General features: G+C 63.7%; 15 protein-coding genes. 12 read left to right on the plus strand and 3 right to left on the minus strand.

Going from position 1 to position 16940, the window contains the following annotated elements; translation table 11 throughout:
• Positions 1-75: 75 nt before the first annotated feature.
• Positions 76-1155 carry a zinc-binding dehydrogenase gene (locus D769_RS04580; RefSeq protein WP_008642522.1) on the minus strand — a complete coding sequence of 360 codons (1080 nt, stop codon included), beginning with the start codon at positions 1153-1155 and terminating at the stop codon, positions 76-78.
• Positions 1156-1256: 101 nt separating this feature from the next.
• Here D769_RS04580 and D769_RS04585 point away from each other — a divergent pair, with 101 nt between their 5' ends.
• The 3 genes from D769_RS04585 to D769_RS04595 all read left to right on the plus strand — a co-directional run bounded on the left by D769_RS04585 (position 1257) and on the right by D769_RS04595 (position 3727).
• Positions 1257-2180: a LysR family transcriptional regulator gene (locus tag D769_RS04585; protein ID WP_008642523.1), complete on the plus strand. Its 924-nt coding sequence runs from the start codon at positions 1257-1259 to the stop codon at positions 2178-2180.
• 110 nt (positions 2181-2290) lie between these two features.
• Positions 2291-2971 carry a GntR family transcriptional regulator gene (locus D769_RS04590; RefSeq protein ID WP_008642524.1) on the plus strand — a complete coding sequence of 227 codons (681 nt, stop codon included), beginning with the start codon at positions 2291-2293 and terminating at the stop codon, positions 2969-2971.
• Between the two features lie 72 nt (positions 2972-3043).
• Positions 3044-3727, plus strand: coding sequence for a GntR family transcriptional regulator (locus tag D769_RS04595; protein WP_008642526.1), 684 nt, complete (start codon positions 3044-3046; stop codon positions 3725-3727).
• 84 nt (positions 3728-3811) lie between these two features.
• On the opposite strand, the gene abaF is transcribed toward D769_RS04595, so the two are convergent.
• Complete coding sequence (gene abaF, locus D769_RS04600; protein WP_008642528.1) at positions 3812-5188, minus strand: fosfomycin efflux MFS transporter AbaF; 1377 nt, start codon at positions 5186-5188, stop codon at positions 3812-3814.
• Between the two features lie 401 nt (positions 5189-5589).
• Between abaF and D769_RS04605 the strand changes: the two genes are divergently transcribed.
• The 3 genes from D769_RS04605 (at position 5590) to D769_RS04615 (ending at position 9157) form a co-directional block, all read left to right on the plus strand.
• The gene (locus D769_RS04605) at positions 5590-6534 is read left to right on the plus strand and encodes a dihydrodipicolinate synthase family protein (protein ID WP_008642530.1); all 945 of its coding nucleotides are present in this window, start codon (positions 5590-5592) and stop codon (positions 6532-6534) included.
• 150 nt (positions 6535-6684) lie between these two features.
• On the plus strand, positions 6685-8109 hold the full coding sequence (locus D769_RS04610) for an aldehyde dehydrogenase (NADP(+)) (RefSeq protein ID WP_008642532.1): 1425 nt from the start codon (positions 6685-6687) through the stop codon (positions 8107-8109).
• Positions 8110-8146: 37 nt separating this feature from the next.
• Positions 8147-9157 carry an Ldh family oxidoreductase gene (locus D769_RS04615; RefSeq protein WP_008642535.1) on the plus strand — a complete coding sequence of 337 codons (1011 nt, stop codon included), beginning with the start codon at positions 8147-8149 and terminating at the stop codon, positions 9155-9157.
• 65 nt (positions 9158-9222) lie between these two features.
• Here D769_RS04615 and D769_RS04620 read toward each other — a convergent pair whose 3' ends face one another.
• Positions 9223-10095, minus strand: a complete 873-nt coding sequence (locus tag D769_RS04620; protein WP_008642536.1) for a crotonase/enoyl-CoA hydratase family protein — start codon at positions 10093-10095, stop codon at positions 9223-9225.
• Between the two features lie 236 nt (positions 10096-10331).
• On the opposite strand from D769_RS04620, the gene D769_RS04625 reads away from it, so the two are divergent.
• Genes D769_RS04625 through D769_RS04650 form a run of 6 tightly spaced genes read left to right on the plus strand, consistent with a single transcriptional unit; the run spans position 10332 to position 16797 of the window.
• A complete protein-coding gene (locus D769_RS04625) occupies positions 10332-11585 on the plus strand; it encodes a CoA transferase (protein ID WP_008642537.1) in 1254 nt (417 codons plus the stop codon).
• Positions 11578-12345: an enoyl-CoA hydratase/isomerase family protein gene (locus tag D769_RS04630; RefSeq protein ID WP_008642538.1), complete on the plus strand. Its 768-nt coding sequence runs from the start codon at positions 11578-11580 to the stop codon at positions 12343-12345. Before D769_RS04625 ends, D769_RS04630 begins: the two co-directional genes overlap by 8 nt.
• Positions 12346-12355: 10 nt before the next feature.
• On the plus strand, positions 12356-14149 hold the full coding sequence (locus D769_RS04635) for an acyclic terpene utilization AtuA family protein (protein ID WP_008642539.1): 1794 nt from the start codon (positions 12356-12358) through the stop codon (positions 14147-14149).
• Positions 14146-14961: a GntR family transcriptional regulator gene (locus tag D769_RS04640; RefSeq protein WP_008642541.1), complete on the plus strand. Its 816-nt coding sequence runs from the start codon at positions 14146-14148 to the stop codon at positions 14959-14961. The genes D769_RS04635 and D769_RS04640 overlap by 4 nt, the downstream gene beginning before the upstream one ends.
• A 32-nt stretch (positions 14962-14993) precedes the next feature.
• Positions 14994-15755: a cupin domain-containing protein gene (locus tag D769_RS04645; RefSeq protein WP_008642542.1), complete on the plus strand. Its 762-nt coding sequence runs from the start codon at positions 14994-14996 to the stop codon at positions 15753-15755.
• A 49-nt stretch (positions 15756-15804) separates the two neighbouring features.
• The gene (locus tag D769_RS04650) at positions 15805-16797 is read left to right on the plus strand and encodes a tripartite tricarboxylate transporter substrate binding protein (protein ID WP_008642544.1); all 993 of its coding nucleotides are present in this window, start codon (positions 15805-15807) and stop codon (positions 16795-16797) included.
• Positions 16798-16940 lie beyond the last annotated feature (143 nt).

Consider the following 16940-nt stretch of genomic DNA (forward strand, 5'->3'; position numbering starts at 1 on the left):
GCGTGAACGGGTGACGGGGGCGCCCGGCCATCCTCCGCCAGGTTTGTCGTTGCGAATCCTCCGTCGCGCTGCGTCTCAGTCGTGTGGGAACGTCACAACCGCCGCCTCTAGCCCGGCCAGCGTGCCCGCCGCATCGATTGCCTGCTCTATGGCTTCGAACGGGAAGCGCTTCACGTGGATTGCATCGAGTGAAAGCTGGCCGGCGCGAACCATTGCCACCAGCGCGCGGTAGTCGGCGGATGCGTACATGAAGTGGCCGATCAGCTCCCAGCCATTGCGCAGCATGGCGCCGTAGGGCAGTGGCAGCGGCACGGTCATGCTGCCCATCAGCACCATGCGACCGCGCCGCTTCAGGCTGAGCAGCGCCGCGAGCGTACTGTTTGGCGAGGTAGCCTGACCAACCATGTCGAATGCCAGGTCGACACCACCGCCGGATACCGCATTGCGGATGGCGGCGCTGTCGACACCCTCATCGCCGGTCATTACTACTGGCACCACCCGGCCGTCGCCCATCCGGGCCAGGGATTCGAGCGGGCCTGCGCGGCGTCCCAGCGCGAGTACGGTCGATGCGCCCATCGCCAGCGCGGCAAGCACGGCGGCTGACCCGAACGCGCCCGTTGCGCCGTTGATCGCGACTGTCTCGCCCGCAACCAGCCGACCGCGGCGCAGGCCGCCGAAAGGTATGGCGAACTTCGACAGGGTGGCCAGCCGGTCGGACGAAAAGCGATCCAGCCCGTCGAGGGGGATAAGCGTCGCAGCGGGGAACTCGGCAATCTCTCGTAGCGTTCCGTGTGGGAAGTCCTGAAGCAGGGGGCCGCTGTCCGCGCTGATGCCGGTCAGGCCAATCAGGATTTCGGCCGGCGCATCGACGCTTTCCGCGCTGGTCAGGTATGGGTTGACGGCCACGCGTTGTCCGACCCGGAAGTGATGGACACCCGCTCCGGTTTCGATGATCGTGCCAACGCCGTTTGTACCGGGGGTAAAAGGACCGGGCGGGTAGGCGTAAGGCAGCGCGCCGTTCAGGTAGTCGCGCGTGTAACTGAGCAGCGGCACCGCTTCCATGCGTACCAGCACCGCGCCGGGGCGGGCATGGGGCGTGTCGATGTCACGCAGGACAAGCGGCTGGCCGGGTTGGTCGAGCATCCAGGCTTTCATATCGGGGCTCCTTGATTGGGGTGTCTGCGGGTTGTCTGGCTTGAACTGTAGGGGCCCGCGACCTATCTTTGAAATCGATGACAGATATAAGAGGTATAAGCGTGGTTGATTTCAAGGGCGTGGATCTGAACCTTCTGGTGACCCTGGATGCCTTGCTGGACGAACGTAACGTCACGCATACGGCGGAGCGGCTCGGGCTGACGCAGCCTGCCGTATCGGCCCAACTGGCGCGGCTGCGGCGTATCTTCGACGATCCATTGCTGATGCCGGCGGATACGGGGCGCGGCATGATCGCAAGCGCGCGGGCCCTGGCGTTGCTGGAGCCGCTGCACGTCGCGCTCAAGGACCTGGCGTCGGTCGTGCATCGGCGGCCAGAGTTCGACCCGTTCGTCGATACGCGCCAGTTCGTTATCGCCGCGAGCGATAACGCCACGTCGACACTTGGCATGTCCTTGCTGGAGCGGCTATCGGTTGTCGCGGGGGCCGGGGTGCGCGTGGCGTTCGTGCATGGACGGCAGGCCGAGATCGCCGCCCAGCTCGAATCGGGTGAAGTCGATCTGCTGATCGGGTCCGAGCGTATGGTTCCGCCAACCATGCGGGCACGCAAGCTTGTCGATGAGACCTTCGTGATGGCACAGCGGAAATCCCATCCCCGGGGAGCGCGCCGACTTACGCTGGATGCGTACTGCAAATTGCGTCACGTGCTGGTTTCCACAGGTGGTGGCAGCTTCTTCGGTTTCGTTGACGAGCAGCTTCAGTTGCTGGGTCGATCGCGTGATGTTGCGGTATCGGTTCAGGCATTCACTGTGGTCCCCGATTTGCTGCGCCGTAGCGACTACGTCTGCACCATGCCGGCTCGGCTGGCGGTACGCTATGCCGATTGGTTGGATGCCTTCACGCTGCCGTTCGATGTGCCGGGATTCTCGCTCAGCGCGGCATGGCACCCGCGCAACCACGCGGACCCCGCGATTGCCTGGCTGCGGAGCACGCTGGCCGAGGTGGCCGGTCAGTTGCGGGAGGGTTGAGCCCGGCGGCAAGTCAGGTGCCGGTCCCGCACGCGAGCGCAGTAGAATGCAACATGGCAGAGACGCACCCCGAAGCGTCCATCTAGCCCAGGGGCATCCACGAGACAGATATGAACGGAAGATCCACGTCTGCGCTAGGCGCGGCGACACGCGCCGAAGCGGCAACGGAAGAACTCAGGCGGCGAATCCTGGAAGGCGAGCTCGTGGAGGGCTTTCAGCTCAAGCAGGATCTTCTCGCGGAAGAATTCGGCATCAGCCGTATCCCGGTGCGGGAAGCGCTAGTCCAGCTAGAGAACGAAGGACTGGTGAAGATCGTCCCCCACAAGGGGGCGATTGTTGCGGAGCTGTCGACGAAGGACATTGAAGAGCTGTTTTCGTTGCGCGCGCTGCTCGAATCCCATCTGCTCCGGCATTCGATTCCCCGTCTCACAACGGATGACTTCGACCGCCTCAATGAAATCCTGAAGCGCTATGCCATCGAGCTTGCCGAGGGACACTCGCACCGGTGGGGCGAACTCAACACCGAGCTGCACGACATCCTGCTGGGGCGTGCCAACCGGCCCAGGTCCCTGGACCTGGTGCAGTCGCTATTGCGGCAGACCGATCGCTATACACGGGTGCAGCTCTCCATCAGCGATGCCGCCGTGCAGCGCGCCAAGGCGGAACACGAGGAACTCGTCCGCCTTTGCCGGCTGGGCGAATCGAGGGAGGCGTGCGCGCTGCTCAAGCGGCATATCGAGCATGCTGGCGAGGAGTTGATTCTGTTTCTGCGGGAGCGCCGGCGGCCGTAAGGCGCGATGGCCCTGCTGTAGAATGTAGAAAATATGCAAAACGGCGCCAGGTGGCGCCGTTGTCAACTTCCAATGGTCATCAATAAACCTGGTCTTCGGCATGTGACGCGAGCAGAGGCCGCCGCCGATGAAATTCGTCGCCGCATCCTCTCCGGCCAGTACGTGGATGGCTATCAACTCCGGCAGGACGCGCTCGCCAATGAACTCGGGATCAGCCGCATCCCGCTGCGCGAAGCGCTGGTGCAGCTCGAAAGCGAAGGGCTGGTGAAGATACTCCCTCACAAGGGAGCCATCGTGTCGGAGCTTTCCATTGACGAGCTCACCGAGCTGTTCGAATTGCGGGCGTTGCTGGAGCCAACGCTGGTCCGCAAGTCCGTGAAGAAGCTCTCCGCCGACGATTTCAAGGAACTCGACGCGATTCTGGCCGAGTTCAGCGGCGAACTGAAGGCGCAGGCGCAGGATCGCTGGGGCGACCTGAATACCATGCTGCATCAGTTGCTGCTGTCGAAGGCCGATCAGCCGAAGACAGCGAGCATCGTCGCATCCCTGCTCCAGCAGACGGACCGCTACACGCGCCTGCAGCTTTCCTTGTCCACGGCCAGCCGGGAGATTGCCGAAGCCGAGCACCGGCAACTCGTCGATCTCTGTCGCAAGGGGGATGGACGCGGCGCGGCTGCGCTGTTGAAGCGGCATATCGAACATGCCGGCGAGGAACTGCGGAATTTTCTGCTCTCCCGTCGGCGCGGCACCAGCTAAGCAGCCCGGATCAAGCCGATAGCCAGGCCCGAAAACAAAAAGCCGCCCGGAAAGGGCGGCTTTTTTGTTGCTCGGAGACTTCGATCAGCCATTCACACGGGCTTTCGCCTCGGCGTCGACGTCACGCAATGACTTGCCGCGCGTTTCCTTCGCGGCGGCAACGCTGATGATAGAGATCACCGCGGCGGCCACCAGGTAGAGGGCGATCGGCGTGGAGGAGTGGTACTTCTCCAGCAGCGACAGCGCGATCAGCGGTGCCAGCGATCCGGCCATCAGCGGTGCGATCTGGTAGCACAGCGAGAGCGCGGTGTATCGGACGTTCGTCGGGAACATCTCGGTCATGAGCGCGGAGTAGGGCGAGTAGGTCATCGACTCGATTGCCAGGCCCAGCACGATGGCAGCCATGATGATCCAGTCGTTCCCGGTGTCCATCATCGGGAAGCCAATGAAGCCCCAGGCCGCCGTCAGGACCGCGCCGGTCAGGTACACCGGCTTGCGACCGATGATGTCCGACAGGTAGCCCATGAACGGAATGATCATGAAGTGCAGGGCATTGGCAAAGAACATCAGCTTGAGAATGCGCGTGGTGTCCGCGCCAACCACGAGCTTCAGGTACGTGATGGAGAACGTCACCACCATGTAGTAGAGGATGTTCTCCGCGAAGCGCGCGCCAATGCCGATCAGCACTTCCTTCCAGTGATAGCGCAGAACGTAGCGGACACCTTGCTGGGTCGCATGTTCCTTTTCGCGCCGTTCCTGGGATTCCTTGAAAATCGGCGCATCATCGACCTTGCGACGGATCCAGAAGCCGATCAGCACCACCACGGCGGAGAACCAGAAGGCGACTCGCCAGCCCCAGGACAGGAAGTCCTGTTCCGGCAGCGTGCTCGAGAGCGCGAGCAGGATGAGTGTGGCGACGAGGTTGCCAGCCGGCACGCCTGCCTGCGGCCAGCTTGCCCAGTAGCCGCGCCGGTCGTCAGGGCTGTGCTCGCTCACCGGAAGGACGGCGCCGCCCCATTCGCCACCGAAGGCAAAGCCCTGGATAAGGCGCAGCGTGACGAGCAGGGCGGGGGCCCAGTACCCGATCACGTCGAACGTGGGAAGGCAGCCCATCAGGAACGTCGTGATCCCCACGGCTACCAGACTGACCTGGAGAAGGTACTTGCGGCCGAACTTGTCGCCGTAGTAACCGAAGACGATCCCGCCGATTGGCCGTGCGGCGAACCCGACGGCATAGAGCGCGAAGGCCGCGATCAGGCCATCGACCGGATTCCCTGTTTTCTTGAAGAAGTGCGTCCCGAATACCAGTGCGGATGCCGTTCCATACAGGAAGAACTCATACCATTCCGCTACGGACCCAACCATCGCAGCCGCGACAACGCGGCGCAGATCTTTTGTTGTCGTGCCGCGTTGTCGTCCCACACTCGCTTCGGGGACAGCCTCGCTGAGTTGATTCGCCATCTTTGCTCGTCCTTTTGTCTCTGCTGACCAGCGGGTGGATTCCCGCCTCGCCACACCGGCGTCAGTGGTGAGATTTTATACAACATGCAATATACGGGAATGAGGGGTTTACCCTTTGGCCGGGAACCACTGGGGCCGGAAAGCCGTCATCAATCTCCCGGAAAGGGCCTCTGCAAGCCAGAAAATGGTGCATCTGTGGAGTCGGAGGGGGATGGTGGATGACCCAGGCTGGTGCGCTCTGGCGGGTAAACCCTGACGAAATCTCGTAGCACGTTTCTCAACAGATTTTATACAATATGCACGAAGCAGGGATCGTTGTCCTGATAAAGCAGTCTCGCGGAGGCTGTTTCCGGGAGCCCCGATTCCGCTCTTATCGAAACTTTCTGACTCAGGACCGCGTGATGTCTTCCAAGATTTTTGAGGGTACTATCCCCGCACTCATGACCCCTTGCACTCCGGATCGCAAGCCGGACTTCGACGCGCTCGTCGCCAAGGGCAAGGAACTGATCGAACTCGGCATGAGCGCGGTCGTCTACTGCGGGTCGATGGGAGATTGGCCGCTGCTGACGGAGCAACAACGCCAGGAAGGCGTGTCCCGCCTCGTGGCAGCGGGCGTGCCGACCATCGTCGGCACCGGCGCCGTCAATTCGAAGGAAGCCGTTTCCCACGCCGCGCACGCCGCGAAGGTTGGCGCGCACGGCCTGATGGTTATTCCGCGCGTGCTGTCGCGTGGCGCGTCCCCGGCCGCGCAGAAGGCGCATTTCTCCGCCATCCTTGCTGCCGCGCCGAGCCTGCCCGCGGTGATCTACAACAGCCCGTACTATGGCTTCGCCACCCGGGCGGACCTGTTCTTCGAACTCCGCCGCCAGTTCCCGAACCTGATTGGCTTCAAGGAGTTTGGCGGCGCGGCGGACATGCGCTATGCCGCGGAGAACATCACCTCGCAGGACGAGAACGTGATCCTGATGGCCGGTGTCGACACGCAAGTGTTCCACGGGTTTGTGAACTGCGGCGCCACCGGTGCCATCACCGGTATCGGCAACGCGCTGCCGCGTGAAGTGCTGCAACTGGTCAAGCTGAGCAAGCAGGCGGCTGCTGGCGACGTCAAGGCGCGTCGCCTGGCCAGGGAACTGGAGGCGGCGCTGCATGTCCTGTCCTCGTTCGACGAAGGCACCGATCTGGTTCTGTTCTACAAGCACCTGATGGTGCTGAACGGCGACAAGGAATACACGCTGCATTTCAATGAGACGGACGCGCTGAGCGACGCGCAGCGCAACTACGCGGAACAGCAGTACGCACTCTTCCGTGACTGGTATCGCGAGTGGTCCAAAGGTGTGGACGCCTGATTCTGTCTGAATCCGCATGACCATCCCAAGGTGGCAAAGTCCGCTGCCTTGGGCGCCTGTTCTACCCATCTGTACTCCTTCTCCGTGATGCGGCGCTTCCGCGCTCCGCTCGGCTCTCCGCTTTTCCGTCAGATTCCCTCGTATCCATTCATGCACGTTTCCGAACAGAACCCAGCCTTCGCAATCATCGACCAGCACGCCGCGCGCGCCCACGAGGCCAGCGCGGTATGGGCGCATTCGAGTCCCACGGTCCGCAGTGGCGTGCTGCATGCGCTGGCTGACGCCCTCGACGCGCGCGCGGATGAACTCGCGGTGATGGCCGACGAGGAAACCGGCCTCGGCATCCCACGGCTGACGGGGGAGATCGCCCGCACATCGTTCCAGTTGCGGGGCTTCGCGGCTGAAGTCGTGGCGGGCGTCCCCTATGTCCAGGTGGATGACGAAGCCATTTCCGGCCCGCCTCCGTCGGGCCGTCCGCGTCTGACCCGTGTCATGGTGCCGATTGGTCCGGTTGCCGTATTTGCAGCCAGCAACTTCCCGTTCGCGTTCTCGGTCCTGGGCGGAGACACCGCATCGGCATTGGCTGCGGGCTGTCCGGTCATCGTGAAGCCGCATGGCGGACATCCGCGCCTGTCGATCGAGGTGGCGAAGATTGCCGCAGAGGTCCTGCGCGCGCAAGGCGTGGGAGAGGGCGTGTTCTCAATGCTCGACTGCGACATGTCGCGCGACGCCAATATCTATCTGGTCAAGCAACCGATGATCGCGGGCGTCGCCTTCACGGGCTCCTATCAGGGTGGCGTGGCCTTGTGGCGCGCCGCCAATGAGCGAGAGATCCCGATTCCATTCTTCGGCGAACTCGGTTCGATCAATCCGGTGGTGGTGCTCCCCGCGGCACTGCATGACGACCCGGTTGCGCCGGCCAAGGTGCTGGCTGCGTCGATGCTGCAAGGCTGCGGCCAGTTCTGTACCAGCCCGGGCGTTATCGTGGTGGTCGATGACCAGCGCGGCCGCGAATTCGTATCGGCGCTGGGCGATTCGCTGGCGGGCCAGGCCACCCATCGGATGCTGAGCGAAGGCATCCGCAACGGGTTTGAAGATGCCGCCGCGCGTATCAAGGCGAATGCCAATATCGAGGTCGTGCAGGAAGGGAATGAAGTTGGGGCCGGCCCGGCTCCCCGGCTGTTCCGGACGACCAGCGCCGCCTTTATCGCGGATGCCGGCCTCCACGAGGAAATGTTCGGTCCGGCGGCCGTGGTGGTCACGGTACCATCCGTCGATGCGATTCCCGATGTACTTTCCGCCGTCAAGGGATCGCTCACCGTCACGATCTGGGGGGCCGGCCGGGACAACCGCGAGAATCGCGAGATCGTGCGCGTGGCCCAGAACATTGGAGGCCGCGTGCTGTTCTCTGGTGTGCCTACCGGCGTCGCCGTAACACGCGCTCAGCAACATGGCGGCCCCTGGCCGGCGTCCACCGATCCGAAGACCACGTCGGTCGGGTATGCTGCCTTGCAGCGTTTTCTTCGGCCCGTGGCGCTTCAGGATGCGCCCGAGTGGCTGCTCCAGCGCGCGTGACATCCCCCAGGCAACGATAAGGAGGCATCGCAGATCAATGTCGGAAACCATCCAGCTCTCGCTCGCGGAGGTACGCGAGCTTTCGCTCAACGTTCTGCAAACGAACGGCTATTCCGAGGCGCACAGCAAGGCGATCACTGACGTGATTGTCGCGGGCCAGCGAGACGAGTGCCAGTCTCATGGCCTGTATCGCCTGCTGGTCTGCGTTCATACCATTCGCAACGGGAAGGTGGATGGCCACGCGGTGCCGGAAGTCGTCGATCAGGCGAAAGCGATCGTTCGGGTCGATGCCCGCTTCGGCAACTCGCTGCTGGCGTTTCAGACCGGCCTGCCGCATTTCATCCGGAAAGCCCGGGAATGCGGTCTGGCGGCCATGGCCATCAATCGCTGCTTTCACTTCTCCGCGCTCTGGCCCGAGGTGGAAACGCTGGCGAGTGAAGGACTGGTCGCGATGGCCATGACGCCCAGCCACGCGTGGGTGGCCCCTGCCGGCGGAACCAAACCGGTATTCGGAACGAATCCCCTGGCGTTCGCCTGGCCGCGTCCGGGCAGAACGCCATTTGTCTTCGACTTTGCGACCAGCGCGATCGCCAGAGGCGATATCGAGCTTCATCGCCGGCAAGGCAAGGCGCTGCCGGAAGGGTGGGCCATCGATGCGGACGGGAACCCGACGACCGACCCACTGGCGGCGCTGAAAGGCGCCATGCTGACGTTCGGTGGGCACAAGGGGTCTGCGTTGTCCGCGATGATCGAACTGATGGCCGGCCCGCTGATCGGCGACATGACAAGTGCCGAATCCATGGCGTTCGATGCGGGCGCGGGGGCCACGCCATGTCATGGCGAACTGCTGCTGGCATTCGATCCGACCGTCTTTCTGGGCGATCGGGCCAGCGAGTATCTGGAGAAAGCCGAGAGCCTGTTCGAGGCAATCACGAGTCAGGGCGCGCGCTTGCCGTCGCAACGTCGCTACGCCGCGCGAGCCAGGAGCGATGAGGCGGGCGTGACGGTGCCACGCACGCTGTATGAGGATCTGCTCAAGCTGCGATAGCCGAGCCATCCTCTGACGACGACTCGCGAACCGCCTCGGCTCGCGAATCGCCGGCGATTGGCGGCTTACTCGAAGTCTGGCTCGCCCTGCCAGTCGAAGAAGTCCGGCATCTGGCTCGATACGCGGTTCGGGAACTGTGCCGGACGCTTCTCGAGGAAGCTCGCAATCCCCTCCTTCGCATCGTCCGACTGACCGCGCGACTGGATCGCGCGACTATCCACCTTGTGGGCGTCCATGGGATGAGCGGCTCCTGCCATGCGCCAGATCATCTGGCGCGCCATGGCGACCGAAACCGGGGCGGCGTTGTCCGCGATCTCCCTGGCGATGGCATAGGCCGCCGGCAGCAGATCCTCGGGCGCATGGAGCGAACGCACAAGTCCGCGCTCGTGCGCTTCCTGCGCGCTGAACACGCGACCCGAAAAACACCATTCCAGTGCCGTCGAAATCCCCACGACGCGCGACAGGAACCATGACGAAGCCGCTTCCGGCGTAATTCCCCGCCGTGCGAACACCAGGCCGAACTTTGCGTCGGTCGAGGCGATGCGGATGTCCATCGGCAACTGCATGGTGACGCCGACACCAACCGCGGCGCCGTTCACGGCAGCGATGACCGGCTTGAGGCTGCGGAAAATGCGCAGCACGACCCGGCCGCCGCCGTCACGTTTCACGCCGGTCGATCCATAACGCTTCTCGTAGTCGAAGGTGGCGCCCCCGCTGGACAGGTCGGCACCCGCGCAGAACGCGCGGCCGCTGCCGGTCACGACCACGGCGCGCACATTGTCGTCGGCATCCGTCGCGTCAAATGCCGCGATCAGGTCTTCACACATCTGGTGTGTGAACGCGTTCATCTTCTCGGGGCGGTGAAGCGAGATCGTGGCAATGCCGTTCTGCACGGCGTACTGAAGCGTCTCGAAAGCCGGGGGCGTCGTGGTGGTCATGGTCGCGTGTCTGTTGGGAAGTGGATGCAGCGTAGCACCTGTGGCGCCATCGTGGTGCGGGGCTTCCGCTGCGCGGAACAGGCCAGGGCCGTCGAGTCGTCAAGCCGCAGCTGGGGTAAACGCGGACTTTGATCCGTGATGGCGTTTCATCTATAGTTCTATTCATAGAACTAATTGACGCTGGCCCATGGGAGGCTTCGCCAATGGGTCGACGTAGCCAAACTGCGGACAAAAGTATGAAGAAACAGGAGACAACCGGCCCATTGGCCGGCGTGAAAGTGGTGGACATCACGTCCGTATTCATGGGGCCGTCAGCCACCCAGATGCTGGCCGACCTGGGCGCCGACGTGATCAAGGTGGAGTCGCCAGAGGGCGACAGCACACGCCGCATCGGCCCCTGCGGCGACGAGAAACTGGGGCCGCTGTTCCTTGGTCTCAACCGCAACAAGCGCAGCCTCGTGCTGGATCTGAAGACCGACGCGGGCAAGGACGCGCTGCTGCGATTGGTCAAGGATGCCGACGTCCTGGCCTACAACGTGCGCCCACAGGCGATGCAGCGGCTTGGGCTGGACTACGAGTCGATCGCAGCAATCAATCCTCGCATCGTCTATGTGGGCATGTTCGGTTTCTCGCAGCGCGGACGCTACGCGCCACAGGCCGCATTCGACGATCTGATCCAGGCGGCCACCGGCCTGCCGCTGGCCGTATCGCTCGGCTCCGGCGATATCCCGCGCTACCTGCCAATCACCATTGCCGACCGTTCGGTGGGCCTCTATGCCTTCGGCGTGATTTGCGCGGCGCTCTATTCGCAGGCGCGTACTGGAAAGGGGCAACGTGTCGATGTTCCTATGTTCGAGACCATGGTCCCCTATGTCATGGGCGACCATCTGTATGGGGAGACGTTCGTTCCCGCAAAGGGAGACTTCGGCTATCCGCGCCTGCTGTCACCCGAGCGGCGGCCATACAGGACCAAGGATGGCTATGTCTGCTGCCTGATCTACCACGATCATCATTGGCGCACCTTCCTCAAAGTTATCGGCAAGCCGGAGCTGTATGACACGGACCCGCGCTTCGCGAACATCACTACCCGCACCGCGTATATCACCGAGCTCTACGGCATGGTCAGCGACGAGATGATCCGGCGCACGACAGACGAATGGCGCACCTTGCTGAAAGAGGCCGACATACCGGTCTTTCCGATGCATACCTTCGCGTCGCTACTCGACGATCCTCATCTGGACGATATCGGCTTTTTCACGGAATCGGATCATCCGGTGGTTGGCCGTATCCGCGAGATGGCGGTGCCGAGCGAGTGGCACGGAACGCCTCCGGCGGGGCGCCGCCATGCGCCGGCCCTGGGAGAGCACAGCCGCGAAGTCTTGCGCGAAGCCGGCTACGACGATGCGGCGATTGACGCGCTCATGGCATCGGGTGCCTCCAGGCAGGCCACCAGAATGGCATCGATCGAAAAGGAAACAGACAATGACTGAAGAACTCAGGAGCGAAGTCCGGGGAGCCGTTCTCACGTTGACCATCAACCGACCCGAACGACGCAACGCCATGAGCCCGGCAGTCGTGCAGGGACTGCGCGAGGCCATCGTCGGCGCCAATCGTGACGGCGCGATTCGGGCCATCGTCATTACCGGTGTGGGCGAACAGGCCTTTTGCGCCGGCGCGGATTTGCAGAGTGGCAAGTCCTTCGCGTTCGACTACTCGGATCCCTACCTCGGGCTGGCGGACCTCCTCCGTGTGGCCCGGCAATCCACGATTCCGCTGATCGCCCGTGTCAACGGCGCCTGCATGGCCGGTGGAATGGGGCTGATGGCGATGTGCGACATGGCCGTGGCCCGCGGAAGTGCGATCTTCGGTCTCCCCGAGGTCAAGGTTGGCCTGTTTCCGGCACAGGTGCTGAGCGTGCTGCAGTCGCTGGTGCCGCGCCGGCTGCTCAACGAGATGTGCCTGTGCGGTGAACCGATTACGGCCGCCGACGCGCTCGCGGCAGGGCTGGTCAACTATGTCGATGACGATCTGGACGGCAGGATTGACTGGTTGCTGGGGCGCTTGCTCGACAAGTCGCCGACGGCCATCCGTCGCGGCCTTTACACCCTCAAGCACGTCGAAGACATGCCTTTCGCGCAATCGATGGCGTTTACGGAAAGCCAGATCGGCCTGCTGGCCATGACCGAAGATGCCCGCGAGGGGCAGCTTGCCTTCCGTGAGAAACGCCGGCCCACCTGGACCGGCAAATAGGAGCACACGCATGACAGGAAAAACGATCCGCATCGGCGGCGCATCCGGCTTCTGGGGTGACAGCAGCGTAGGCGCGCCGCAACTGGTGCGCCACGGGAACATTGATTATCTGGTGTTCGATTACCTGGCCGAACTGACCATGTCGATCCTGGCTTCCGCCCGGCTGCGCAAGCCGGAGCTTGGCTATGCCACGGATTTCGTGACGGTGACCATGAAGAGCCTGATCGGGGAGATCGCAGAGCGTGGCATTCGTGTCATCAGCAACGCGGGTGGGATGAATCCACACGGGTGCGCCGAGGCCATCGCCGCGCTGGCGGCGGAACAGGGTCTCTCGCTGCGCATTGCCGTGGTCGAAGGCGACGATGTGATGCCGCTGCTGCCGCAATTGCGCGACGCGGGCGTGCGCGACATGCAGAAGGGTCGCCCGCTGCCGGAGAAGGTCGTCAGCGCCAATGCCTATCTGGGCGCGTTGCCGATTCGCCAGGCACTGGATCATGGCGCCCAGATCGTCATTACCGGGCGCTGTGTCGACAGTGCGGTCACCCTGGGTGTGCTGATGCATGAGTTCGGCTGGCAGCCGGATGACTATGACCGGCTGGCGCAGGGCAGTCTGGCCGGCCACATCATCGAGTGTGGGTGCCAGGCAACCGGAGGGCTGCATACCGATTGGGAAAGCGTGCCGGACTGGCCGAACATCGGGTATCCCGTGGTGGAATGTCGCGACGACGGCAGTTTCGTGGTCGGCAAGCCTTCTGCCACAGGTGGCCTGGTGAGCACCGCCACCGTCGGCGAGCAGGTCCTTTACGAGATCGGCGATCCCGCGTCTTACCTGCTGCCTGACGTCACGTGTGACTTCACGCGCGTCGAACTGCGGCAGATCGGTCAAAATCTGGTCGAGGTCAGCGGGGCGCGTGGACGCGCACCCGGTGGTGCCTATAAGGTCAGCGCTACCTACATCGACGGCTTTCGCTGCAATGCCCAGCTTTCGATCATTGGTGTCGACGCGGTGGCCAAGGCGGAGCGCACCGGGGAAGCCATCCTCGCGCGCACGCGCCGGATCTTCGAGGAGAACGGCTGGGGCGACTATATCCGCACCCGCATCGAGGTGCTCGGCGCGGAATCCTGCTTCGGGCCGCGTGCGGCGACGCGCCACACGCGCGAAGTCGTCATGCGAATCGCCGTCACGCACCGGGATAAGGCCCCACTGGAACTGTTCGCCCGGGAGATCGCCGCCGCGGGAACGAGTTGGTCGCCCGGCACCACGGGCTCTGGCGGAGGCGGGCGTGCCAGCCCATCGCCATCGATCCGGCAGTACGCCTTCCTGCTGGACAAGGCAGCGCTGGCGCCAGTCGTCGTGATGGACGGGGTGCGTAGCGCCGTGTCGATTCCCTTGGGCGACAGCGCGGATGCAACCGTCACCGCGCCAGCCCCCGACATCGACGTCGTTGCCCCGATGGCGGGACCTCACGACACGATCGAAGTACCCCTGATCCGCCTCGCCTACGGGCGCAGCGGCGACAAAGGCGACATCTCGAACATCGGTCTTATCGCACGCAGGCCCGAGTATCTGCCGCTGTTGCGTGCGGAGGTCACGCCGGCACGCGTGGCGGACTGGCTGGCGCATCTCGTGGAAGGGCCAGTGACGCGCTACGACCTTCCAGGCTTCGACGCAATGAACTTCGTGTGTGAGTCAGCACTGGACGGAGGCGGCATGGCATCTCTGCGCAACGACCCCCTGGGCAAGGGCATGGCCCAGATTCTGTTGACCATGCCTGTACGCGTGCCGCGAGGGCTACTGCAATGAGCCCGGTCACGGCTAACACGTCTGCCAATGACAACAGCGTGCTGGGCGAAGACGGCACCGATGGCGTAACCCGTTATCGGCAGCTCGCCAGCGTCATTCGGCACAAGATCGTCTCGGGCGAGTACCCGATTGGTCACCAGCTACCGACGGTGGACGCGATGGCGCAGTCCCACGGGATCGCCAAGGTCACGGTGAGGCAGGCCTTCGCGTTGCTGGCCGAAGAGGGGCTGATCAGCAGCCAGCGCGGGCGCGGCACTCACGTCATCAAGGCGCCATCCGGATTCGACGAGCGTCTGCGTGCCGCCATCAACGATGATGCGGTTGGCGCCGCCGATCTCGAGATCCGCATTCTCGAGAAGCGGGACGGCGTCAGCCTGCCGACAGCGCTGTCGAGATTCGGCAAGGCACACGACACCTATGCGATGGTGCGCAAGCTCCATATCCAGGACGGTGCACCGTTCTGCGCCATCGAGATGTACGTGGCGACTTCCGTATATGCCCGGTTTCCGCGCGGTGGCGAGAAACGGCACAAGCTTGTCCAGCTGCTGCGTCAGGTCGTGGGCGACCGGATGGGTGCCACGTACATGACGCTGACGGTCGAGCCCGCGGACTATGTGCTGGTGCGCGATCTCGGCTACATCTTTGGCGCGCCGGTCGCGAAGATGGCCCGGTCGATTCTCGATGTCGACGGCAATGTCCTGATGGCCGGCTTCTTCTGGTATCGCGGTGATCGCTTCGTGCTGGATGTCGCGCTCCCGGCGACACTGAGCGAACACTATCCGGACTTGACGATTCCTGAAGCGCGTCGCTAGTCCTGCATCGCAACGTGACAAGGAGACAGACGATGGCATCCCCATTTGTTTTGCGTGCAGCGGACGTGGCGACCTACTCGCCGGCGAACCATACCGGTACCGCCAATCAGCGCATCATCGGCAAGGAAACGGTAGGCGCCCGGCGGGTAGAGGTGCTGCTTGGCACCATCACGCGTGGCCATGGCGCATTGCCTCATGCACACCCGAACCTCGAACAGGCCAGTTACCTGCTGGCCGGCGAGGGCGTGGGCGTGCTGCCGGGCCACCGTCGCACGCTGAGGGCGGGCGACTGGAGCTTCAACGCGGTCGGCATGTTTCACCGCTTCGAAGTCGTGAGCGAAGAGCCGGTGCAAGTCATGGTGGTCTACGCGCCACCCTACAGCGAGAACCCGAATGCCGCCGTGGTGGCGGACGGCATCGACGATCCGCGCCTCCAGGACGGTGCCGGCGACGTACGTGACGTGCCGACCGATGCGCCGCCGATTGACTTGGACTTCTATGTGGGCGCGCGGGTCAGCCCGGCCATCTCGCATCAGACGGTGGGCGCCCGGTTCCTCGATATCTACATGGTGCAACTTGCCGCCGACGGTTATGTGGCCCCCCACGCGTTACAGGACGCGGAACAGGTGCTGTTCGTGCGCAGCGGCAAGCTGGACGGCCAGGTCGGCGATCACCCGTTCCGCGCGATCGCGGGCGATTGGGTCTTCGTGCCGGAGAACCATGTTCTACGCATCGCGGCCGGTGGTGCTCCCTCGGCATTCATCGTCATCCGCGCGCACGACGCCGTGACCTGACGCGCGACGCTGCGACGGATTACCAGAGACAAAAATAGAAGGAGACACAATGGAACAGCAGATCAACCGGCGGCGCTTTCTCGGGCTGCTCCCTGCCCTGGCGGTATCGGCAACGGCGCCAGAGATGGCTTCGGCGGCCGTGACCAAGGGGTATCCGGACAAGCCGATACGCGTAGTCGTGCCGTTCCCGGCGGGAAGCGGCACCGACGAAAGCGCACGCTATGTGGCCCAAAGCATCACGATGCAGACGAGCCAGTCCGTGGTGGTCGAGAACCGCCCCGGCGCGAACGGATTCATCGCGGCAAAGACCGTTGCCACTGCGCAGGGCGACGGCTACACCATGCTGATCACCACCAACACCACGCACGCGGCCAATGCCTCGTTGTTCAAGAAGCTGCCCTACGATCCCATCAAGGATTTTGCTCCGGTTTCGCTGATCGCCAAGAGTGGCCTGGTACTGGTGGTGCCGTCCGACAGCCCGGTGCGCACCGTGGCGGATCTGACGGCGCTGGCCCGGCAACGGCAGGGGAAGCTGACGTTCGGGAGCGGCAGTTCCTCCACCCGTATCGCCAGCGAGCTCTACAAGATCATGAGCGGAGCGCCAGCGCTGCATGTCCCCTACAAGGGGGTGCCCCAGGCGCTGACCGACCTGATGGGCCATCAGATCGACTTCATGATCTCCGACATCTCGCCGGCGCGGCCGCTGATCCAGGCCGGCAAGCTGCGCGCGATCGCGGTGACTACCGCACAGCGGCATCCGTTGTTCAAGGACGTGCCCACGATGGACGAGAGCGGATTGCCGGGCTATGAATTGACGGCTTGGGTGGCGGCATTCTTCCCCGCCGGCACACCCACGTCTGTCGTCGACCAGATGAGCAGCTTTATCCAGCAGGCCATGGGCAGCAGCGCGGCGGCGGAGCACTTCGGCAAGACGGGCGGGCAGCCGCTGTCTTCGACGCCGGAAGAGCTGGCGGCGTTTGTCCGCAGCGAAACCGCGAAGTGGGCCAAAACCATCAAGGCAGCAGGTATCGAACCGGAGTAATTGTCAGCAGGCACCCGTACCTGCACTGGAATCTAGAAAGGCATCTCCGGATGCCATGCCAATGTCAACCTCCGAGCTGAAGGCACAGCTCCAGGTTCCTCTTCACGCCCCCATATTGCGAAGGTCATGATGCCGGCGCGCTG

Source organism: Cupriavidus sp. HMR-1 (assembly GCF_000319775.1).
Classification (GTDB): Bacteria; Pseudomonadota; Gammaproteobacteria; order Burkholderiales; family Burkholderiaceae; genus Cupriavidus; species Cupriavidus metallidurans.